Annotated in this window: 28 protein-coding genes and 4 pseudogenes; 1 reads left to right on the top strand and 31 read right to left on the bottom strand. The window is 42.3% G+C overall.

The features are described 5' to 3' along the window. Positions 1 to 90: 90 nt before the first annotated feature. The 25 genes and pseudogenes from BCU34_RS05980 to BCU34_RS05860 form a co-directional block, all read right to left on the bottom strand. The gene (locus BCU34_RS05980; RefSeq protein ID WP_102479147.1) at positions 91 to 348 is read right to left on the bottom strand and encodes a hypothetical protein; all 258 of its coding nucleotides are present in this window, start codon (positions 346 to 348) and stop codon (positions 91 to 93) included. Between the two features lie 162 nt (positions 349 to 510). After that, positions 511 to 903 carry a hypothetical protein gene (locus BCU34_RS05975; protein WP_102479148.1) on the bottom strand — a complete coding sequence of 131 codons (393 nt, stop codon included), beginning with the start codon at positions 901 to 903 and terminating at the stop codon, positions 511 to 513. A 67-nt stretch (positions 904 to 970) separates the two neighbouring features. After that, positions 971 to 1,365 (bottom strand): annotated as a pseudogene (locus BCU34_RS05970) (GNAT family N-acetyltransferase). A gap of 168 nt (positions 1,366 to 1,533) precedes the next feature. Beyond that, the gene (locus tag BCU34_RS05965; RefSeq protein WP_102479149.1) at positions 1,534 to 2,115 is read right to left on the bottom strand and encodes an HD domain-containing protein; all 582 of its coding nucleotides are present in this window, start codon (positions 2,113 to 2,115) and stop codon (positions 1,534 to 1,536) included. Positions 2,116 to 2,159: 44 nt separating this feature from the next. Then, positions 2,160 to 2,576: a VOC family protein gene (locus tag BCU34_RS05960; protein ID WP_102431842.1), complete on the bottom strand. Its 417-nt coding sequence runs from the start codon at positions 2,574 to 2,576 to the stop codon at positions 2,160 to 2,162. A 93-nt stretch (positions 2,577 to 2,669) separates the two neighbouring features. After that, positions 2,670 to 3,014 carry a VOC family protein gene (locus tag BCU34_RS05955; RefSeq protein ID WP_102479150.1) on the bottom strand — a complete coding sequence of 115 codons (345 nt, stop codon included), beginning with the start codon at positions 3,012 to 3,014 and terminating at the stop codon, positions 2,670 to 2,672. A gap of 46 nt (positions 3,015 to 3,060) precedes the next feature. Further along, complete coding sequence (locus BCU34_RS05950; protein WP_102479151.1) at positions 3,061 to 3,534, bottom strand: GNAT family N-acetyltransferase; 474 nt, start codon at positions 3,532 to 3,534, stop codon at positions 3,061 to 3,063. Positions 3,535 to 3,544: 10 nt separating this feature from the next. Further along, positions 3,545 to 3,937 carry a VOC family protein gene (locus BCU34_RS05945; protein ID WP_102431839.1) on the bottom strand — a complete coding sequence of 131 codons (393 nt, stop codon included), beginning with the start codon at positions 3,935 to 3,937 and terminating at the stop codon, positions 3,545 to 3,547. Positions 3,938 to 3,964: 27 nt separating this feature from the next. Continuing rightward, positions 3,965 to 4,504 (bottom strand): GNAT family N-acetyltransferase, encoded by a 540-nt coding sequence (locus BCU34_RS05940; protein WP_102479152.1) that lies wholly within the window; start codon positions 4,502 to 4,504, stop codon positions 3,965 to 3,967. 122 nt (positions 4,505 to 4,626) lie between these two features. Next, positions 4,627 to 4,983, bottom strand: coding sequence for a hypothetical protein (locus BCU34_RS05935; RefSeq protein WP_102442706.1), 357 nt, complete (start codon positions 4,981 to 4,983; stop codon positions 4,627 to 4,629). Between the two features lie 71 nt (positions 4,984 to 5,054). Then, complete coding sequence (locus BCU34_RS05930) at positions 5,055 to 5,390, bottom strand: 5-carboxymethyl-2-hydroxymuconate Delta-isomerase (RefSeq protein ID WP_102442707.1); 336 nt, start codon at positions 5,388 to 5,390, stop codon at positions 5,055 to 5,057. A 63-nt stretch (positions 5,391 to 5,453) separates the two neighbouring features. Next, positions 5,454 to 5,888, bottom strand: coding sequence for a GNAT family N-acetyltransferase (locus tag BCU34_RS05925; protein WP_102442708.1), 435 nt, complete (start codon positions 5,886 to 5,888; stop codon positions 5,454 to 5,456). 45 nt (positions 5,889 to 5,933) lie between these two features. After that, positions 5,934 to 6,350: a GNAT family N-acetyltransferase gene (locus BCU34_RS05920; protein ID WP_102442709.1), complete on the bottom strand. Its 417-nt coding sequence runs from the start codon at positions 6,348 to 6,350 to the stop codon at positions 5,934 to 5,936. Between the two features lie 445 nt (positions 6,351 to 6,795). After that, positions 6,796 to 7,551, bottom strand: a complete 756-nt coding sequence (locus tag BCU34_RS05915) for a riboflavin synthase subunit alpha (protein WP_102479153.1) — start codon at positions 7,549 to 7,551, stop codon at positions 6,796 to 6,798. Between the two features lie 102 nt (positions 7,552 to 7,653). Then, complete coding sequence (locus BCU34_RS05910; RefSeq protein ID WP_102479154.1) at positions 7,654 to 8,085, bottom strand: NUDIX domain-containing protein; 432 nt, start codon at positions 8,083 to 8,085, stop codon at positions 7,654 to 7,656. Between the two features lie 5 nt (positions 8,086 to 8,090). Then, positions 8,091 to 8,699, bottom strand: a complete 609-nt coding sequence (locus BCU34_RS05905; RefSeq protein WP_102479162.1) for a pyridoxamine 5'-phosphate oxidase family protein — start codon at positions 8,697 to 8,699, stop codon at positions 8,091 to 8,093. Between the two features lie 47 nt (positions 8,700 to 8,746). Next, positions 8,747 to 9,136 (bottom strand): HIT family protein, encoded by a 390-nt coding sequence (locus BCU34_RS05900; RefSeq protein WP_102479155.1) that lies wholly within the window; start codon positions 9,134 to 9,136, stop codon positions 8,747 to 8,749. Positions 9,137 to 9,206: 70 nt separating this feature from the next. Next, positions 9,207 to 9,692, bottom strand: a complete 486-nt coding sequence (locus tag BCU34_RS05895; protein ID WP_102425897.1) for a GNAT family N-acetyltransferase — start codon at positions 9,690 to 9,692, stop codon at positions 9,207 to 9,209. A 616-nt stretch (positions 9,693 to 10,308) separates the two neighbouring features. Further along, positions 10,309 to 10,770 (bottom strand): GNAT family N-acetyltransferase, encoded by a 462-nt coding sequence (locus tag BCU34_RS05890; RefSeq protein ID WP_102479156.1) that lies wholly within the window; start codon positions 10,768 to 10,770, stop codon positions 10,309 to 10,311. Between the two features lie 25 nt (positions 10,771 to 10,795). Then, positions 10,796 to 11,307: pseudogene (locus BCU34_RS05885) on the bottom strand (DinB family protein). 192 nt (positions 11,308 to 11,499) lie between these two features. Continuing rightward, positions 11,500 to 12,255, bottom strand: coding sequence for an isocitrate lyase/PEP mutase family protein (locus BCU34_RS05880; protein WP_102479157.1), 756 nt, complete (start codon positions 12,253 to 12,255; stop codon positions 11,500 to 11,502). A 225-nt stretch (positions 12,256 to 12,480) separates the two neighbouring features. Continuing rightward, complete coding sequence (locus tag BCU34_RS05875) at positions 12,481 to 12,819, bottom strand: GFA family protein (protein ID WP_102479158.1); 339 nt, start codon at positions 12,817 to 12,819, stop codon at positions 12,481 to 12,483. Positions 12,820 to 12,864: 45 nt separating this feature from the next. Then, positions 12,865 to 13,281 carry a nucleotide triphosphate diphosphatase NUDT15 gene (locus tag BCU34_RS05870; RefSeq protein ID WP_102479159.1) on the bottom strand — a complete coding sequence of 139 codons (417 nt, stop codon included), beginning with the start codon at positions 13,279 to 13,281 and terminating at the stop codon, positions 12,865 to 12,867. Between the two features lie 138 nt (positions 13,282 to 13,419). Then, positions 13,420 to 13,977 carry a nucleotidyltransferase family protein gene (locus BCU34_RS05865; RefSeq protein WP_102479160.1) on the bottom strand — a complete coding sequence of 186 codons (558 nt, stop codon included), beginning with the start codon at positions 13,975 to 13,977 and terminating at the stop codon, positions 13,420 to 13,422. A gap of 39 nt (positions 13,978 to 14,016) precedes the next feature. Beyond that, positions 14,017 to 14,625, bottom strand: a pseudogene (locus BCU34_RS05860) (MBL fold metallo-hydrolase); the annotation flags it as partial. 92 nt (positions 14,626 to 14,717) lie between these two features. On the opposite strand from BCU34_RS05860, the gene BCU34_RS05855 reads away from it, so the two are divergent. Beyond that, a complete protein-coding gene (locus BCU34_RS05855; RefSeq protein WP_102479413.1) occupies positions 14,718 to 15,686 on the top strand; it encodes an IS30-like element ISVa6 family transposase in 969 nt (322 codons plus the stop codon). Positions 15,687 to 15,695: 9 nt separating this feature from the next. Here BCU34_RS05855 and BCU34_RS05850 read toward each other — a convergent pair. The 6 genes and pseudogenes from BCU34_RS05850 to BCU34_RS05825 all read right to left on the bottom strand — a co-directional run. Further along, a pseudogene (locus BCU34_RS05850) lies at positions 15,696 to 15,956 on the bottom strand (MBL fold metallo-hydrolase); the annotation flags it as partial. 18 nt (positions 15,957 to 15,974) lie between these two features. Continuing rightward, positions 15,975 to 16,463, bottom strand: a complete 489-nt coding sequence (locus BCU34_RS05845; protein WP_102478928.1) for a GNAT family N-acetyltransferase — start codon at positions 16,461 to 16,463, stop codon at positions 15,975 to 15,977. Between the two features lie 62 nt (positions 16,464 to 16,525). Continuing rightward, positions 16,526 to 17,158, bottom strand: a complete 633-nt coding sequence (locus BCU34_RS05840) for an RraA family protein (protein ID WP_102478927.1) — start codon at positions 17,156 to 17,158, stop codon at positions 16,526 to 16,528. 2 nt (positions 17,159 to 17,160) lie between these two features. Beyond that, complete coding sequence (locus BCU34_RS05835) at positions 17,161 to 17,574, bottom strand: GFA family protein (RefSeq protein WP_102478926.1); 414 nt, start codon at positions 17,572 to 17,574, stop codon at positions 17,161 to 17,163. A 76-nt stretch (positions 17,575 to 17,650) separates the two neighbouring features. Then, complete coding sequence (locus BCU34_RS05830) at positions 17,651 to 17,785, bottom strand: hypothetical protein (RefSeq protein ID WP_102478925.1); 135 nt, start codon at positions 17,783 to 17,785, stop codon at positions 17,651 to 17,653. Positions 17,786 to 18,048: 263 nt separating this feature from the next. Next, positions 18,049 to 18,657, bottom strand: coding sequence for a sugar O-acetyltransferase (locus BCU34_RS05825; protein ID WP_086969973.1), 609 nt, complete (start codon positions 18,655 to 18,657; stop codon positions 18,049 to 18,051). Positions 18,658 to 18,660 lie beyond the last annotated feature (3 nt).

Raw genomic sequence — 18,660 nt, 5'->3', positions numbered from 1 at the left:
ATAACAAAAAGGAAACTGCAGAATGAGCCTTTTTAGCTGAAGTTTTAGATGCTAAAAATTAGGTGTCGAATGAAACCAAATCCAATAATATCAATGCCATGACTTGGTGCCGCACTTCTCACACAGATATTGATATTCTTGGTCTATGAAAAAGCCAGGCGTGTCTTTGTCGTCTTTAAAGAGCAGGTTTACGATATACTCCACCAACATCCCTATTTTCCACTGCCTTGCTTCTGATTCCGCTTGCTCCTTTTGCTCCTCAACAGAGCTGCTCATAGCAAGGTGTGGAGTCATTGAGTTACAGTTTTCACAGTAGTATGGGTGTTTAATGTACCTACTATCAATCATTTATATAAACCAATACGCATTTATAAAGTTGATTGCATAGTAACAACCTAACGTTGGATTAGCTAACTTATTATATTGAACGATGTCTCATGGCATGTAGTTACGCAGCAAGAGGCGACGAGAGTGCCATGGCTAACGTGTCAACTTGCTAATGAAGGTTAATTATAAATCGAGCTTCTTAACTGTGACGGAGTATGTCCACATATCAGTCTCGCCATCACCAAAGCTCATACTCGCTTCACCCCCCTCATGCTTGAGCACGAAGTCTGGCATCTCATTGTAGCTTGATCCACTTTCATAAGTGCATGACATCGTCGCCGATAGAAGAATCGTGTTGTCGTCATCTTCAGAGAGCGTTCCAGTATACGAACATTCATCAACGCTCGTGGTAAGCGTCTGGCCAAGGTAATCAAACTTAACGGATGGAAAGTCGTGCTTTAGGGATTGCTCTTCCACTGCAACGGTCATTTCATAACTACTGCTTGGTAATTCACTGTCAGCGAATACACTGCTTGATAGACCAAGCAGCGATAACTCCAAGATTCTATTTTTCATTAATTTATGTGTTCCTTTTAAACTTGAGGCTCTTTGCATAACGTCATGGTAGAGCCACAAGTTTTTATTACATACGCTTGGGTGGAAACTTCTTTGTCATGCCTTGGCTAGCAGGAGATACAAGCTTATAACCGAGTTTCTCATAAAACACCGGTTCATCAGCAATCATGGAAACATACGACCCTTCCAGTGCAACAGAAGATAGGTAATTGTCGATGTATTCCATCACTTTTCTGCCCAAGCCCTGCCCTTGATAAATTGGATCGACGGCGACATCAACCACTTCAAAATTACACGCCCCATCGCAATGAGTTGATCACCATCTCGAATAGAAATGCCGTATAAACTATTTGGTAAAGCGATTGTGGCTGCTTTCAGTGACTTCGGTGATAATTTTGCTTTCACCCGCATCTCACAAAACTCGGCTGGATTTGGGACTTTTTCTTCGTATTTGAACGCCATTTTTACTGCTCCTTTTGATGAGCAGTGAGAATACACATGATAACTGTATAAATAAACAGCACCTCGGTATTTTGATGAGAATGTCACAATCGAAAGGCCATATAGGAACCCAAAAGGCGGGGGTGATGTCATTCCTTGTCCATCACCCTTGGCAAGCTAAATTTGAATTTACTTCAATAATCCTCGGTCGGCAGCCGCTTCAAGTTGAACTTCTAGTTCGCTCCACAGTGCCTTGCTGCCTTTAGAAATACGTTCACAGTTAAATGTCAGTACCTTATCTTTAGATATATTGTGCTTCTTCCAGCTATGACCGCCACCATGGATGTTATGAAGTAAAGGGGGTACTCTATCGATCGCTTTACCGAACCTTGCTTCCGGTGACTCACCCGCTTCAAATTCTAGCCATAACTCCAAATATTCGGATCTTAGATGGCTCGGCAATGACTCAAGTAAACGCTCGACACAGTTTCTCTCTTTAAGTTTGTTTTCTTCTGTTTCACTGGCATAGATGATCGTGTCACCTGCATCGATTTCACCGAGATCGTGTATCAGCAACATCTTCATCACTCGGGTTATATCGATCTCTTCATTCGCATAGTCTTTCAACATCAGAGCACTCAAACAGACATGCCAGCTATGCTCAGCGGAGTTTTCATAGCGATCCAGACCAACTGGCTTCGTTTGTCTATGAACATCCTTCAACTTTTCCACTTCAGCCATGAATTCCAAAATGCCTTTGATTTCTTCCACGATACGCTCCTTAACTTGAATTGATGTTTTAGTGATGCACAGGCTTATCGATTCGCCATTGGGTGATCTGGATTTAATTGCAGAAGATCCCATAGGTTTCCATAAAGGTCTTCGAATACCGCTACTGTGCCGTAGCCTTGCTCTTTCGGCTCTCGAACGAATTTGATTCCAAGAGACACCATACGTTCATAGTCACGCCAAAAATCATCAGTATTTAGGAATAGGAATACACGTCCACCAGCTTGATTACCGATAAAATCCAGTTGCTCGGGCTTGGATGCTCTCGCCAATAGTAGGCTTACACCGTGTGAATTAGGTGGAGCAACAACAACCCAACGCTTATCTTCTTCTGGTAAGTAGGTATCTTCGATAAGTTCAAACTTGAGTTTGTTTACGTAGAAATCTAGGGCTTCATCGTAGTCTTTTACGACAAGTGCAATATGGACAATATTTTGTTTCATAACGTACCTTGTTGAGGGGATAGGATGTAATTGACATGTTCCCTCCTTAGAACAAATGCCGCTTTATATTTTACCTTTTGGTAAAAAGGCCAGCTACAGCTGCCAAAAACCGAGCTCAACACCACTTTGAATGACAATGGCACACATTCCGTGACGTGGTAACTCTATTGGTGGAACGGCAACTTCAGCACCCAACTTTTCAGCTGCGTTTACTGCGGCTTCAATGTCTTTCACCAACGTGTAATGGCGAACGACTGGCTCCTCAGTTTCACGGAGTGGTCCCCTCACACCAATCACTCCACCATTAGAGAGCTTAGCGGTACGAGCACCACCTAAGTTCACATCCACATCACTAAACTTCACATCGTAGATCTGCGCGTAAGTTGCACAAACCGTATCTACTTCAGAGGTAACAATTTCAAGATATTGAACTTTCATGGCCTTTCCTTTGATTCCCAGTTGCCTTTTGATAAACAGATTTAAGTTAAGCGTCAATGGCTCCGCGCATAATGAACTGTGGGCCAGCGGCACCGCCTAAGTACTGTTCATTGGTATCTTCAAAACCACCTTTAACATAGCAGTTATAAGCTGCGGGATTTTTACAATTAACCGTTAAGTAAATCCAATCATACCCTTCGTAATTGGCTGCTAGATACGGAAATAGAGCTTTCACCGCGCCAGTACCTAGCCCCTTTCCTTGTTGGTTGTTATCAAGCGCAAACGCCCTTAAGCCGATACTACCTTCAGGGCAAAATTTGTAGCCAGCTGGGTAAGCAACATCCAGCTTAAAGAAGCCCACCACCTCACTGCCATCTTTGATAATATGTAGATGCGTGGTCTCGCTGCCGTCTAATAGAAAGTCCGCTGCTGTTCCTGCGAATTTAACCTGCTCATCTGCGAGCTGAATTTCGTTAACTTTCTCAATATGAGCATCATTAAGCCTTTCGATAGTGATCATTGTTATTCCTTTATTCGCTATCTAGTCGTGTCTCATTACAAGCGATATTTTTACGAATGCCTCGTAAACCAATCAGATTTCCAAAAGGGTCCTCGACTTGGCACATCGTTAATCCGCCCTCGATCTCCATTGGACCTCTGTATAACTGAGCCCCAATTAACTGAAAATGCAAAAGTGACTTGTCAAAATCCTCTGTAGACCAATAAAGGACTGTTCCCTTTTTGCCAGAGCCAACTTTCTCATCCGCTTGTACAATCTCAATAGAAAAACCATTGATATCTAGAGTTGTAAAGTCAGAAGACGGATGATAGGTCGCGACAGACTCAGGAAAGGCCGCTTGATACCAACTGAGCCCCTGTTCTACGTTTGGGACATAAATCAGAATTGCTATTGGTCTGCTCAAGTTAGTCTCCTGATTGACTTGGATCTTTTACCCTTTCGTCTCCAACGTCATTGTTAGTTCAGACACCGACTGACCATCAATTCGATAGTAGTCTTCCATTTCGCCGACAACCGTAAACCCTGTTCTCAAATAAAGATTTTTAGCCGGAAGGTTGTTTGACAACACGTTGAGGTCTAGCCAATCAATCGCTTCGTTCTCTCGGCAGTATTGAGTCGCCACATTCATTAGCTTGGAGCCTAAGCCTTGCTTTCTCACGCTGCTGTCGACACCCATACCAAGTAACACACGGTGAGAGCAGTAATTGCCATTATGATGGCGCAAGTCGATATGACCACGAATAGCACCATTCGAATCTTTAGCTAACCAAATTTTTCGCCAGCCATTCTCTCCAAACTCAAACTTAAACCCATCAGAAAAGCGAGCCTTGTGTGCTTCCGACATTTTACAATCGGACTTTGATACTGGTTGGAATAGCGGTGTTTCTTCTAATGCGATTTCTGACAACTGTGTATCCAGATACACGAACAGACTCTCTAAGTCAGAGTGTTTTGCTTCTACTATTTTCATTACTACTCCTATTCCAACTTCGCCTTAAATGGCTGAAATGTTTTATCGCGTTACTCATTGAATATCGTTAATGCCAAAACTAAAGAATCAACATCAATTCAAAACAGTGCTTCACTGGTCAATTAAAACTCGTCACAGGTATCGCGAGAGCTCCTATCTGGAAAATCGAAATTAAGATTATTATCGTCTTCCAAGATAAACAGAACACGCCCATTTTCAACGCCCGTTTCATTTCTATCAGAACATCCAAGGAATAGCTCCCAGTCGAACGCATATTCAAGACGATACTGGTTATGATTCACATGTTGCACGCTTTTTATTTTGATTCCGTTGGCCACATGTGCCATATCATCGATGTACGACAGGTCTGGAACCAGTTTGTCCTCAAATTTACTCTTATTTTCAGTTAAAAAATCGGCGAGCTCAGAGCATAATTCTGGGCCATGGACCAAAGGTTGAGATTTATGGATAAACAACATTTCCCAATATTCCTGTAGCGAGTTGGAGTGAAAATACAAAGATCAACGTATAAAATGCGACTTCCGTTCTGTTAGACAACGACCTTTTCATAACTGTTTCTGTCCATATCTGCCACCTCAACGGTGATCGATGCTCTACTAAGGGACAAAGACAGCAATTGCGTCATCACTGTCTCAGATAGCATTGCTTTGTCTGTGTCACTTCGACCAGACAATATACGCACAGTCACATGGATAAAATCTTCTTTTTCTGTACCCGTTTGGTAGCTCTCATAAGCGATACTTCGGACTTTTATGTCTCGCCCATAGGCTTCGAATAACTCTGAGTTAAGTGCTCCTAAAAACACTTTATTGTTCAGTTGCTCGGCATTAATCGTCGACGAGTGTTCGATAATACAATGAGGCAAATCTTGCTCCTTTGGTTAACCTGATTTTAGTTATGTGCTGCTTTTGCTGACAAAATAGAACCGTTAGGCGTTACTGTTACTCGAGCTATTAAACGAGTACATCCGCACTTCATCACGTCGAAACCAGCCTAACTTTTCATAGAATTTCTGAGCGTTAATATTATCGTTATACACGAATAAATGTGTCTTGGGGACACCTACCCCAGCCAATGCGTTAACCGCTTCAGTTACTAGTTGGCAACCTAGATTTTGTCCTCTAAATTCAGTACTTACCGCTAGATGCTGCAAATAGCCACGACGGCCATCCGTCCCTACTAACACCGCACCAACCACGCCTTGTTTAGACTCCGCAACGAAGCTCAAGCCAGGGTTGCGCTCGAGATAAGTCGAAATGCTCTGTTTTGAATCTGCATCGCGAATACTCATACCTTCGGTTTCGCACCATAGGTTAATCACAGAATCATAATCGGCGATGTACATCTCTCGAATATTAATCACTTCACTTTCCTTGCGTCTGTTTGTGTTCATCCTTGCCCTATATGATTACTCTGTTAGCGACTTGGTGAGGAACGCTAATGATGAGTCTAGAGGGTAATTCTCAAGCACCATTTGGCATTGGTAGCCATGCTTCTCATAAAAAGGTTTGGCCTGAAAACTTAACGTGTCGACCAATGATGACGTACAGCCTTGGGACTGTGCGTACTCTTCTAATCGTTGCAGTAACTGGCTGCCGACCTGCTTGCCTCGCATTGAATCATCGACCCAAAGAAATTTGATCAATAGCCAGTTCCCCCAAAAATCCGCAATAACACCACCGACCTTAACATCCCCTTCCATGGCGTAATAACCGACTTGAGATTTAGGTATGCCTTCAAGAAATGGCGTATTGTGCTTGATTAGGCCTGCGCGAACTTCGCTGATGTCACTATCTGATGGCTCGGTATCTAATGTGTATTCCATTTGCTGATAATTCCTAGTCTGTCGAGTTGTATCAAAATAACTTGTTCATTAATGAAACTTCTGTCGGGGCAGCAAGCCAACCTTCAAATTTTTTGGCGACATCTTGTGTATAGGGTTCTTGATGATGGTTGTGGAGATCTACCTTGTTCTTCCATTCTTCGTAAAGGTAAAGGTATCAACCACACTCTGAAGCATGCAATTCAAACTGGATACAACCTAATTCATTTCTAGTCGCGTCTAACATACCAAGTAACTCCGACTTGGTTGATTAAAAATACTCTTGCTTTGGCGTAATCTTAGCCATCACAAAAAGATGTTTATCTGACATTCGGTCTCCGTTTGTATTTAGGTGAAATGGCAGCGATTTTCTAGATGATATTGTAAAAGCGATGCTGCGTGTTGCTTACCCATTGTTTCAATTTGAGTACGTGCCGTTTCTAACATCTCAATAGATCACCTTTTTAGAGTGCCAATCCGCATTAGTTTGTTCGTTTGAACAACCCAATATATTAGGCTCATAACCCAATGCATCTAGATCGACACCTTGCTCTGACAGTAACTTCTCAAATAAAGGCAATAATGGACCTAAGTTTTCATTTAAAGTATCACGCACCGTGTCGACGACGACTTGAGTACCACGTTCGATTTCGATATTGACGGAGTTACCTACTGATTTCGAGGAAAAGACGGTCATTCGACGGGTTTCTGGGATCAGCCAAACCTCAAACCACCCTTCGACTTTATTAACGTCAGAAACGGTTAAGCTTGCCCCATTGATTGCAATATAACCTTTTGGGAATACATATCTTTTCCACTCATCAGGAAGAGCTAAGCGCACGCAGTAGTTATCTTCAATTTCGGATATTTGGATAATCGCGACATTAAAATCAACGTGACCAGAAAGTGGGTGACCGCCAATTTCAGCACCGTCTCTTGCCGCCCTCTCAGCATTCACTGATTGACCGACTTCATAATTGCTTAACGTAGTAATTAATAGGCTTTGCAACATGACGTCAAACTTTACTCGAACATCGGACAGCAACTCAGTAACGGTCAAACACACGCCATCAATTGCGATACTGGCACCAATTTCCAAATCGTGACAAAAGCCTGTTGGAAACTCTATGACGAACGTTCTTATTCCGTTGTTATCGCTGACTTCAGCAATGTTAGCAACGGTTTGTACAATACCTGTAAACATATCTTCCCTGTTATTGTGTTTAGTTTTGGTACAAAGTGACGTTTGACTAATACCCAACGCCACTAGTCTAAATGAAAAGTCTGTTACTCAACACAGAACGGCTTACGCACAAAGCTTGGGTTGGTTAATCTCAGGCTTTATGTTTTTTGTAAGCGCGGTGTCATTCAATTGTTGAGTGATTAAGTAAGTTATTGGTGTGCAATTTTCGGGTAGCTCATCACGGTCAAACCAACGCAACTCTTGGCATAAATGGGGCTCAGCATTCTGTATATCGCCAGCCCATTCATGGCATAGGTAGAAATAGTGACAAATGGGTAGCTCCGGGTCAGAGACAATCGCGAACAATGTTAAGTTCCCAGCGTTAACCGCAACCTCTTCTCGCGCTTCTCGTTCTGCTGCACTCCGAGGCAACTCCCCTTGCTCTATTCTTCCGGAAGGAAATCCCCAGTATTGGTCGAACGCTTCTGTGTTTTGACGAAAACCGAGCAGAAACTTAGAGCCCGACATAAAGATAATTTGAACTACATTCTTCATGAGTATCACAGTGTCGATTGGTAATATTTGACCATATCGTCTTGATTGATCGCAGGGTCTTCTAGGTTTTGTTGATCTTTCATGATCTGTGCCAGTGAAGGCAGAATAGAACGCTCCACTTTAAACGTATCAGACCAAAGCTTGCCTCTCATTACCGCCTTAGCGCAATGAAAGTACATAGACTCTACAGCGATCTTAATCACGACTTTTGGGGCTTTCTTCCCGTCAGGGCAAGCAGCAAGCAAATTTGGATCGGTATGGATGCTAGCTTTACCTTTAAGACGTACCACTTCATCAATCCCATTAACCATCAGCAGTAATCCAACTTCTGGGTTATTGATGATGTTTTTTAAACCATCAATTCGATTGTTTCCCGAACTATCAGGTATCAGGACCGTAGAGTTATCGACAACCTTAATAAAACCGGGCTCGCCGCCTTTTGGAGACAAATCCCCAAAGCCTTGCGAGTCTGTCGTCCCCAACACCGCAAAGTGACAATGATTGATCAAAGTAATCGCATGGGCATCCAGTGCTGGAAGTACTTTATTTTTAGCCCTTTTACTCGGCTCGGCATAAAGTTCATTTAATTGTTCTAATGTTTTTATTTCACTCATTGTTAAGCCTTTTCGTGCACTTTTGTGCATCTAATTTTTACTATAAATTACAAATGTTTTAATGACTCGTGCAGTTTCTCTATACTTTGAATGCCGAGTTCACTACTCTGCCAACCGAACTGATCACCCTCAAATCTTGGAAAGATATGCAGGTGGTAATGAGACAACTCATTAAACTCACCGTTATTTTGCAAGAATGAAATACCATCAGGTTTAAACGCCTCTTCAATACGTCTATACACCTGCCTAGCGACAGAATGAATTTCAGTAAGAACACCTTCTGGTAGATCGATATAGTTGGCGTACGGATGTGTCGGACAAATCAAAATATGCCCAAAGTTGATCGGGTCGTGGTCAGCAAAAGCAATCACGTCATCGGATTCATAAACGATGACGGCTTCTATTTCACGGCTAACAATTTTTTCGACTATTGTCATTTCAAACCTCTAGGTCTCAGTGTTGAGCATTAACCTTCTTAAAGGGCTATAGGCCATAGAGCGAGCTCTATTACTTTTTAAGTGATTTGTACATGATATAGCTGCTCACGGCCCCTAATTGCGGATGCTTATAGGCTTTGGGAATCGATCCGATAATACTAAAGCCAAGCCTTTCCCAAAGCTTGATTGCCGTTTTGTTCGTCGACACGACACTGTTGAATTGCATCGCCTCAAAGCCTAATTCAATCGCAACTTGTTGAGAGTGTTCGCACAAAGACCGCGCGATTCCCTGCCCCCTGGCCTCTTCGGAAACCATATAACCACAGTTACAAATATGACCGCTTGGACCCATTGCATTAGGCTTTATGTAGTACGAGCCTAAAACAACGTCATTCTCGGTATAGACATAAGTTTTTGATGGCTGTTCACACCAAACCGAAAAGGCTTGTTCCATCGTCATTTCTGGATCGAATGCGTAGGTTTCTTGTGCTTGAATCACAGCCGAGAAAGTAGGCCAAAATGACTCAAAGTCAGATTTAGACATTTCCCTGATCATGAATTTCCTCCTAAACCAAATTTATGGCAACACGGATTCTACTACCGCCAAGTTGACACATTGATGTGGTACTTATTTATCGGAGGCGCCCTGTTAATAATTAGTATGTTACGAAAAAAGATCACAGCAGCAAAAGGCCAAAACTGAGTGGTTAAAAGAAGTTATAAACCTGCGCTAACTGGCTAATATATTTCCGTAACGTACTGACTACCATAGCAAATATGCCACCAGCCCGGATAGATGCGGAAGTGCGTAGTGATACACATTATTAACAAAGAGCTGCTATTGATAAAACGTTTTTATGAGCCAGTTTGAGGTAAGCCGGCCACTAACAAGTTCCAACAGCAGATTATCTTGATACCTCTTCCTCACTGAAAATCGCTAATAAGTTCTGACGATTCGAATAAAGGGCTAACTGGAAGGGTGAACACTATTGTCCCTAGAGTACCGAAATACTTCCAAGCCACTTTCTACAAACACGTTATAAATGTGATGACCGATGTACCCATTGGTACCTGATATCAAAACTCTCATTCGTTCCCTCAATTAAATGCCAAGCCTTAGGTTTCAAGTGCTAGTCATTATTCTTGCGAAAGAGCTCACATAACATGTGCGGTTAAAAATACCCAGGCAGTGTCTCTTTGAACGCCCTACCATCACTCGTAATGTACATGCAGTCAGAACCTCCAGTCACTGTAAACCCTAACCGCCTATAAAACGTTTTGTCGATATCACTATGTAAGAACAACACCGTATTATTTTGATTCTGGAGTAACTCATTCTTTATCATGTTAATTAACTTTGAAGCATAGCCTTTGCCTCTTAGCTCTGGAGGTGTAGCAACGGAACCAAGCCCGCAGCTGCCATCTACAAGACCAAACACTCCTTGATAAACAATCAAGGAAGATAATATTTTTTGATGTTCAATGAGCACATACCAAGTTCCCTTCTGATACTTATCATTTTTATTACAACAAGCTAGATACTCATCGACTGATGCGGAACCTCCCCATACATCAAAGCCCATAAGATAAATATCATCTAACTCATGAGTGTCTGCAGTTCTTAAAGTCATCATATTGAATTCCCAAATTTACTTATTGCTATTTTTCTTTCAACACCGCGCTACCTCTGCGTGTCGGCTCCGCGAGATGAAGATAACGGGTAAATGTGTCCTTTGGGCGTTCTAAATTGTTTTCAGCTAACACTCTAGAAGCCATGCCTCTGTGGTTATTACCGTGTGTGAGTAAGTGGAGAAGGACTTCTTCAACAGACATTGTCCCTATATCACCATCTACGAAGTTAAACTGAATAACCTTGTCTAATTCTTCTTTTGAGGCTGACAGTGCATACTGCACTAACCATGTGTCATTGTGAGCCATTCTCTCACGCAGCACTGAAAACGAAGGCGTTTCAACGGTATTATCAGCATTATATTTTTCCGGTTCGCCGAGAATTCGACTTATGAATAGACTATCTACCACGGTCGTATGATTTAAAATTCTAACGAAAAATGTGCCATCGTTTTCCGGCAGTTTGAGAATTGTCTCGCTCCAAAATCTAGTAACTGACTATTTGCCCATTTTTTGTATTCAAATGCCTTAGCAAACTGCATTTATTTATCCTTTTTTGTTTGATTGACTCCCGTGCATTAAGAGCTCCCTACCCTTTGAAATCAGTCGAATCAACTATATAGTTTTGAAGTTCCAACTCTTATCCGCGCACGGGAACGGGGCCACACTTGGTTTGATGTCAAGTGCTATAGTTTAAAGTTCCGATCACTTGCACCCTATTCAGGGTTGCGGTATCAAAACAATGTTCTAAATGATTGCTCACGTTTTATGGTTATCAGGTTCTTTTGCAATGAGGAAAGCATCGCTTCATACAAGAAATTACCCATGCTGATGCGCTTCACGCCAAGAGCCTCTAACTCTTTAAAATTTGGTAATTCAGGAACACACATGACATTTATGGGCAGCAACGTGCTATCTACAACGGCTTTGATATCATCGGTTCCTTTGATACATGGAAGAAAAACTCCATCAGCACCTGCTTGCTGATAGGCTTGGATTCTCTTGATGCTCTCCTTTAGAGGCGCTTTTACATTCATTAAAAATGTGTCAATGCGGACATTAATGAATACTTTTAGGTTGGCTTTGTTGAGCATACTTTTAACTTTTCTCAACGTTTGCGAGAACATCATCAAATCACAAAGTCGCCTCTCACGATTATCGACTGCGCTATCTTCTATATTGATTCCGACCACGCCAGCATTCACCAACTCAGTAATATTTTCATAAATTGCCTGCGGCGTATCTCCGTAACCTGATTCAATATCCACGCTCAGAGGTAGATCTGTTGCCTGTGCAATAGCTTTTACCGCCGATAGTATCTCTTCAAATTCGATATTTTCACCGTCATCAAGCCCGTGACTGCGTGCAATCGCTGCACTCGATGTCCCAATCGCTAAAAAGCCGGTTTGCTCTGCAATTAAGGCGCTTGCTACATCCCAAACATTACAAATAACGAGTGGTTTTGATGCGGTATGCATTGTCTTAAACATGTCTGATACTCCTTAAAGTGTTTTGGTTTCAGACATAGGCTAGCAACAGGCAAAACAAAGAACTCGCCAGTTTCGGAAGTGAATAGTAAATATTTACCCCAGACTCTTTATATACCGAACAACAATAAGGCCATCGAACATGCCCATCAGGTGGGTTGCTTAAACCAAACCACACACGTAGTAGATTTTAGCCATAATTCCTCGTCGGCTTGTGTTATTGGGTAACTAGTAGGAAGCACCATTAATCTTACGAACAGGAATACGCGAGATAACTTCATTTTCAGCCATTTTCATATTTACTGCCAAAATATCTGCGGAGCATTTCTCTGTCGTTACATAGTGCGTCAAACATCCACATGACTTACAACGATGAAATTCGACTTCTTTATCACCCCAACAATAAAACTCAGTTTTCTCGCTCAAGTTGATCAGAACTTGCTCTGGAGAAAAATACGCCCAAGCGGCAGCATAACGACGACAGATAGAACAATTACACTCCCCGACTTCGTCTGGAAGCGAGCTCAGTTCTAAGCTCACATTTCCACAGTGACACTTTAATTCCATTTGATTATTCCCTGTATTCACATAGCAACGAACTAACAATTTGTATTACTGCGCCAGCTTCCCAAGGATGACCGAATCGCTCAACAGATTCGTCAGAGGAAGAAACAATGGCTCAGGTAACTCATCTAGCTTAAACCATTTCCATTGCTTACATTTATCAGGTTCTGTTACCTCTGGTTCGCCGCTAGCATCAGAAGCAACAACAAACAGCGTTATATAGTGCTTGTTCTCTTTCTCAAAAATATCATTGGTAAAAGTCAGCTTCTCAAATGCATTAACAACTAAGCCTGTCTCTTCTAACGTTTCGCGTTTGGCACACTCTTCAATGCTCTCACCCCATTCAAGGTGTCCGCCCGGCGTAGCCCAAGTATGAGCCCCGTGAGAACCAATTCGCTCTCCAAGTAACACTCGGCCTTCGCGGAGAATAACCGCAGCGACACCTACTCTTACTTCCTGACTCACTTAAAACTCCTTAATTCTTACCAAGGGACAAACGTACAGCTAAATGACTAACAATGCTGAGATTGCTTTCAAACTTACCATTGACGCCAAGCCGAGTTAAATACCAAATGTTGAGAATCATCTCGTAAACTCTATCGTTCAATCCCAAGGGAGTACGTTTACTTGCTGCCATCGAACCTTATATCCAGTGGTCATTTTATTGTAATTTGATTGAGTCATTGCTCGCTTATTCGGTTTAATCAGCATATCAAACGCATCCTCTACACCGTATGGTGAAAACACCTTGATGCCGCCTGAATCATCCAAAGTAAACCCGATAGCAAATGCAGAAAGCCAAGACTCGATACCTTGTTCAACACGATCGTATGGTTGAATGAAGCAACCGAACTTCTTAGCGTAATGCTCATGAATGGTCGCTTGGTTCTTTACGTCCACGTCGACACAATGACTTAACCGCGAACGAATGCGGTTTTTGAATTCGTCCTCAGTGAGGGCTGAAGCATTATTGAAATAGACAACATCGAAGTCTTTAACTTGCTCTAGAAGCGGTTTGTTTTCAATATCATTCCAGATTATTTGAGTGATAGCACCGCCGGCAATATAAAAGTTTGGTAAGCCGACTTCATGACATGCTTTCGCTGTCTCGATTAGCTCTGGAACTTGTTGAATGAGATTCTTTAGTTTTTGTTTATTCATCGTGACCTAACTAACATCAAGCTGAGTTTTTTACCAACGTTACACATGAATACATCGACCTGTCGGCATTGCTTCCAGACGCTCGCCTAATACTTCTTTCAACAAGTCAAAGGCTTTCTTGCCTGTGCAGTGCCCTGTATACAGTTTATCAATGGGGTATTGAGACAACGTCAACCCAAGATCTCTAATGTCTTGCTTTTTGCCACCAATACTATTGAACAATGGTAAGCCCACTAGATGGAAGCCCCCGACAACCGCTTTTATTCTCTCTCCTGGGAACAGAGTAACCGCTGTATCAATCATATTGAGAACGCCACTATGCGCACAACCAGTAAATATAACTAAACCGTCCGGCTCTTTAATCACTAACAGTAATTCATGATCGAATGAGTCCTGCTTCCATTTGTCCTGAGATTTTGTATAAAGGTACCGATTCCCTTTTGGCTTTTCGTATTTATCGCTAATATCAGTAATGATAAATACGTTACGCGTAATCTCTGTCGTCTTATTCACGAATTTCAAGCGACCATTACTATTTTTCAGTAAATCCGGATTAATACCGACATTATTTTTAAAACCATAAGCGCGGAAGTAGTAGCTACGCTCATCACTGTGTTTCAAAAACACTTTGGCTTTAGAGTTATGAGCCTTGGATTCAAGTACGAAGTGCGACACCTCTGAACATAAAAACAGTGAGATGCGATAATCATGAAGTTTGCTCCCGCCAAGAAGTAAAAAACATGAGATACACGCACCTCACTGAGAACGAAAGGTATATGATTTCTGCACTCAGAAAGCAAGGAATTAGTACCGCTATAATAGCTAAACAACTGGGTCGTCACAAAGCTACTATCTATCGAGAAATTGAACGCAATTCCCGATACAACAGACACTTTAAAAGGTACTCCTATCAGGCGTGGAGAGCCCAACAAATGGCTCGCAACCGGCTGAGTCGCTCGCGCAGAAATAAGCGCTACAGCGAAATCGACTTCAGGTTACCTGAAGCCTTGCTACGACTTGATTGGAGTCCTGACCAAATCGTCGGATACCTGAGGGTAAAAGGCTATCCAACAATGAGCCACGAGCTCATTTATCAGTACGTTTGGAACGACAAAACTCTCGGTGGAACACTATGGAAGCACCTACGCCAATCCACTAAGAAAAGGCGGAAAAGGTATAACTCAAAAGACAGCCGTGGACGGCTAGCTGCAAAGCGTCATATTACCGAAAGACCAGCAAATGCTGAGCATAGAAAAGAGCCTGGTCATTGGGAAATTGATACCGTCGTTGGCCGCGGAACCAAGCACTGTATCGTGACTTTAGTCGACAGAATGACAGGCTACACTTTTATTGGGCAAATGGACGACAGAACAAGCGAGTCGCTCAACGTAAGAATGAGCAAAATCATGACCCGCTCTGACTTACCTTTCAAGACGATAACTGCGGATAACGGCACTGAGTTTCATGGTTATGCACAACTAGAAAAACATCATAACTGTCTGTTTTACTTTGCAAATCCATACCACTCATGGGAGCGAGGGACTAATGAAAACACCAATGGCTTGATACGACAATACTTACCAAAACGAACTTCTATGTCACACGTGACACAGAAGCTCTGCATTGAAATTGCACATAAATTAAATACGCGCCCACGCAAAAGGCTTGGGTATAGAACACCAACGGAGTATATTCATGCGCATCTGTAAAAAGTGTCGCACTTCAAACTTGATACTAAGAGCAACAAAATCGGCAGCACCATTACAATGGTCATGGTGCCTGTGTGATATGACGGCGAGGTCTACATCTTTGATATCAATACCCAGTAATGGTGCGTTTTGACAAAACGTATCGCCACTTCCCATATCGAACAAGATCTTTAGCGATTCAGTTTCAATATGCAGTGATAGTCCGCGCTCAACGGCTAAATCTTTCCTATTATCCAGTCGAGAGTTATCAACCAGCGTCGTTATTTTCATAGTTCTCTTTTTATGTGATCACGAATTGTACATTGCCCAACGGAAATAAGGTCTTTGACCATCCATTCGCTCAACCTCTGCACCCAACCTTTTGTAGAAATCATGCGCTTTCTTATTGTGCGGACTTGCCGTCCATGAGATGTGAGAGGCGGACGATGACTTCGCTTGTGACTTTAAAGCCAACATAAGTTCACGGCCATACCCTTTTGATCTTTGATTTCCTGTAACCAATAGGTCGTCAAGCCAGATTGATGGCTCTCCACTGAAGGATGAATATCGATAGTGATACAGTGCGAAGCCAAAAGGCTCACTATTCCGTTCCAATATTAAAGCATGGGCAAATGCGTAATCACCGAATAGTGTGCGTTCGATTTTCTCTATAGTTGTCGAGATCTCACCGCTAAACCCTTTCATACTTCGGTCAAAGTCAGCTTTTTGTTCAATAAACTCTAACAAGATACTTGAATCTTCTTTCGTCGCAATCCGAACGATCACTCTCTTCTCCATGGGTTAATTTATTCGTTATTGTCTAACGCTTATTAATAGGTAAATATGCCGCGCATTACGAATCAGCTTACAGTGCTCTCAGTTTTTTGTTTCGCAGACGTTATTGCTTGGGCTATTTTGGCCCTATGGTTTATTTCCCACTCAGCGAGTGTTAATGACGCCTCTTTACTTGCTTTCTGTGAAGCCATTAAAAACACTTCGTCTTTTCTGGATTTAGGAATAACGACAATACCTTCTGCATCAGCAACAATGATATCTCCCGCAGAGACCTTTGCTCCCCCGCAAGTGATTGGAGCGCCCAATTCAGAATAGACCTCTTTCTTTCCCGGTACTGGATGAACACCTTTCGCAAAAACTGGAAACTTAATATCTGAAATTTCACTCAAATCTCGAATGACACCATCAATAATAAAGCCTTTGATACCTCGACTCTTAGCGACTGCGCAGACATTGCCACCAGCTACTGCATATTCGCTATCAGCTCCATCCACTACAATGATGGAACCTTCTGGTGCTTCGTATATGGCTGAATGAAGCATTAAATTATCACCAGACGTTAACTGGACAGTAAACGCTTCTCCACAAATTCGCGGCATTCCCTGCCAAAGAGGACCAATACTAAAATTAATAAAGTGTTCGTTACTTAGTATGTTTCCGTAATCGGTTGTCGCTAGTTTAGAAAAATCTGACTTCATATTTACTCTCCACTTTCAAAGTGGGCAAATACTTCTGCACCAGTCATATTTTGTGTTTCATTTTTAAATTCGTAGTATTCGGGCTTTTCATCGATGAATATCTGATGAGTTAACTTGTAGTCATCCCCAGGCATCAATAAACCGACAGGAAGATGATATTGATTATTTGGCACCAAAAAGTAAAACAAGTGCGTACCACATTTACCGCAGAATCCTCTTTCCGCCCAATCTGATGACTTATATCTCACTACATTTGATTCACCTGATATTTTAACTGAGTCAGCGCAATCAATGACTAACATCGGACCGCCAGACCAATTTCTACACATACTACAATGACAAGCCCCCAATTCATTACTGGCGTATTCTACTTCCAACTCAACCGAGCCACATAGGCACTTTCCTTTACCTTTCATGGATCCTCCAATCTTTGCAATGTGTGTAAATAAATAGCGGATAAAGCTGTTTATACCGTTGACTTAATAAGAGAGGCTATTTTTTGTTTCCCTTATCCGACAGATACGCGGCATACTTTTTAGAAATCCACTTATGGATATGAAGCCCTGTTTTACGAACAAGATACCAATCTATCGCAACTAGAATCACCAAACCGATTACAGTTCCCATTATAAAACCTCCATAAACATCGATGTGTAAATCTATCAAATTGTTAAGAAAACCTGCGAACTTACACAGGCTATAAATCCGAGTTCTCGTTCTTTACCTAACCCTGTATAAACACTGAGACATTACAGCTATTAAAACCAAAAATTCCGCATTTAAACCAGAATAATTCTGTCTAGTTTCTAAGATAGGCAAGTAATATGCAACTAAGCCATTGCATAACAATGGCTTATGTCACAGCTAATTTCAGGCGTGTGAAAAATCGCTTACTTTAGCTCATCAGGAATGCGGCGATCTTTGTGGTAATACTCTCGGTCGCGTTCGTTGATTTCGCGTATCACACGGCATGGGTTGCCGACTGCGACGACATTGGCTGGGATGTCTTTGGTGACGATGCTCCCTGCACCTATTACAGAGTTTTCACCAATGGTGACACCGGGAAGTACGACGGTGTGCGCGCCAAGCCATACGTTGTTGCCAATACGAACGGGAACATTGAACTGCGCTGCTTTTAGCCTGAGTTCTGGGCTGATGGGATGTGTGCCAGTGGCAATGGTCACGTTAGGCGCAATCATCACGTTGTCGCCGATGAATACGTCTGTGTCGTCAACCAGAGTTAGATTGAAGTTCACGTATACATTGTTGCCTAGGTGCGTGTGGCGCCCCCAGTTCGCATGTAATGGTGGTTCGATGTAGCAGCCCTCACCAACTTCGGCGAACAACTGCTTCATGATCTGTTGTCGTTTATCACCTTCGCTCGGGCGAGTGTGGTTGAAATCGTATAGCACTTCTAAGCATTGAGTTTGCTCAGCAACCAAATCAACGTCGTCACAGTAGTAAACGTCTTGGCTGTGCATTTTGGCCTTTATATCCATGTT

The organism is Vibrio sp. 10N.286.45.E10, assembly GCF_002874195.2.
Lineage (GTDB): Bacteria > Pseudomonadota > Gammaproteobacteria > Enterobacterales > Vibrionaceae > Vibrio > Vibrio crassostreae.
Note: the sequence above shows the minus strand (reverse complement) of the source record. Positions and strands in the feature narration are given on the sequence as shown.

What these genes read in the sequence shown, in the direction of transcription:
- BCU34_RS05980 (WP_102479147.1), bottom strand. Translation starts at nt 348, where the DNA reads ATGATTGATAGTAGGTACATTAAACACCCATACTACTGTGAAAACTGT.
- BCU34_RS05975 (WP_102479148.1), bottom strand. Translation starts at nt 903, where the DNA reads ATGAAAAATAGAATCTTGGAGTTATCGCTGCTTGGTCTATCAAGCAGT.
- BCU34_RS05960 (WP_102431842.1), bottom strand. Translation starts at nt 2,576, where the DNA reads ATGAAACAAAATATTGTCCATATTGCACTTGTCGTAAAAGACTACGAT.
- BCU34_RS05955 (WP_102479150.1), bottom strand. Translation starts at nt 3,014, where the DNA reads ATGAAAGTTCAATATCTTGAAATTGTTACCTCTGAAGTAGATACGGTT.
- BCU34_RS05950 (WP_102479151.1), bottom strand. Translation starts at nt 3,534, where the DNA reads ATGATCACTATCGAAAGGCTTAATGATGCTCATATTGAGAAAGTTAAC.
- BCU34_RS05940 (WP_102479152.1), bottom strand. Translation starts at nt 4,504, where the DNA reads ATGAAAATAGTAGAAGCAAAACACTCTGACTTAGAGAGTCTGTTCGTG.
- BCU34_RS05935 (WP_102442706.1), bottom strand. Translation starts at nt 4,983, where the DNA reads ATGTTGTTTATCCATAAATCTCAACCTTTGGTCCATGGCCCAGAATTA.
- BCU34_RS05920 (WP_102442709.1), bottom strand. Translation starts at nt 6,350, where the DNA reads ATGGAATACACATTAGATACCGAGCCATCAGATAGTGACATCAGCGAA.
- BCU34_RS05915 (WP_102479153.1), bottom strand. Translation starts at nt 7,551, where the DNA reads ATGTTTACAGGTATTGTACAAACCGTTGCTAACATTGCTGAAGTCAGC.
- BCU34_RS05910 (WP_102479154.1), bottom strand. Translation starts at nt 8,085, where the DNA reads ATGAAGAATGTAGTTCAAATTATCTTTATGTCGGGCTCTAAGTTTCTG.
- BCU34_RS05905 (WP_102479162.1), bottom strand. Translation starts at nt 8,699, where the DNA reads ATGAGTGAAATAAAAACATTAGAACAATTAAATGAACTTTATGCCGAG.
- BCU34_RS05900 (WP_102479155.1), bottom strand. Translation starts at nt 9,136, where the DNA reads ATGACAATAGTCGAAAAAATTGTTAGCCGTGAAATAGAAGCCGTCATC.
- BCU34_RS05895 (WP_102425897.1), bottom strand. Translation starts at nt 9,692, where the DNA reads ATGATCAGGGAAATGTCTAAATCTGACTTTGAGTCATTTTGGCCTACT.
- BCU34_RS05890 (WP_102479156.1), bottom strand. Translation starts at nt 10,770, where the DNA reads ATGATGACTTTAAGAACTGCAGACACTCATGAGTTAGATGATATTTAT.
- BCU34_RS05880 (WP_102479157.1), bottom strand. Translation starts at nt 12,255, where the DNA reads ATGTTTAAGACAATGCATACCGCATCAAAACCACTCGTTATTTGTAAT.
- BCU34_RS05875 (WP_102479158.1), bottom strand. Translation starts at nt 12,819, where the DNA reads ATGGAATTAAAGTGTCACTGTGGAAATGTGAGCTTAGAACTGAGCTCG.
- BCU34_RS05865 (WP_102479160.1), bottom strand. Translation starts at nt 13,977, where the DNA reads ATGAATAAACAAAAACTAAAGAATCTCATTCAACAAGTTCCAGAGCTA.
- BCU34_RS05855 (WP_102479413.1), top strand. Translation starts at nt 14,718, where the DNA reads ATGAGATACACGCACCTCACTGAGAACGAAAGGTATATGATTTCTGCA.
- BCU34_RS05845 (WP_102478928.1), bottom strand. Translation starts at nt 16,463, where the DNA reads ATGGAGAAGAGAGTGATCGTTCGGATTGCGACGAAAGAAGATTCAAGT.
- BCU34_RS05840 (WP_102478927.1), bottom strand. Translation starts at nt 17,158, where the DNA reads ATGAAGTCAGATTTTTCTAAACTAGCGACAACCGATTACGGAAACATA.
- BCU34_RS05835 (WP_102478926.1), bottom strand. Translation starts at nt 17,574, where the DNA reads ATGAAAGGTAAAGGAAAGTGCCTATGTGGCTCGGTTGAGTTGGAAGTA.
- BCU34_RS05830 (WP_102478925.1), bottom strand. Translation starts at nt 17,785, where the DNA reads ATGGGAACTGTAATCGGTTTGGTGATTCTAGTTGCGATAGATTGGTAT.
- BCU34_RS05825 (WP_086969973.1), bottom strand. Translation starts at nt 18,657, where the DNA reads ATGGATATAAAGGCCAAAATGCACAGCCAAGACGTTTACTACTGTGAC.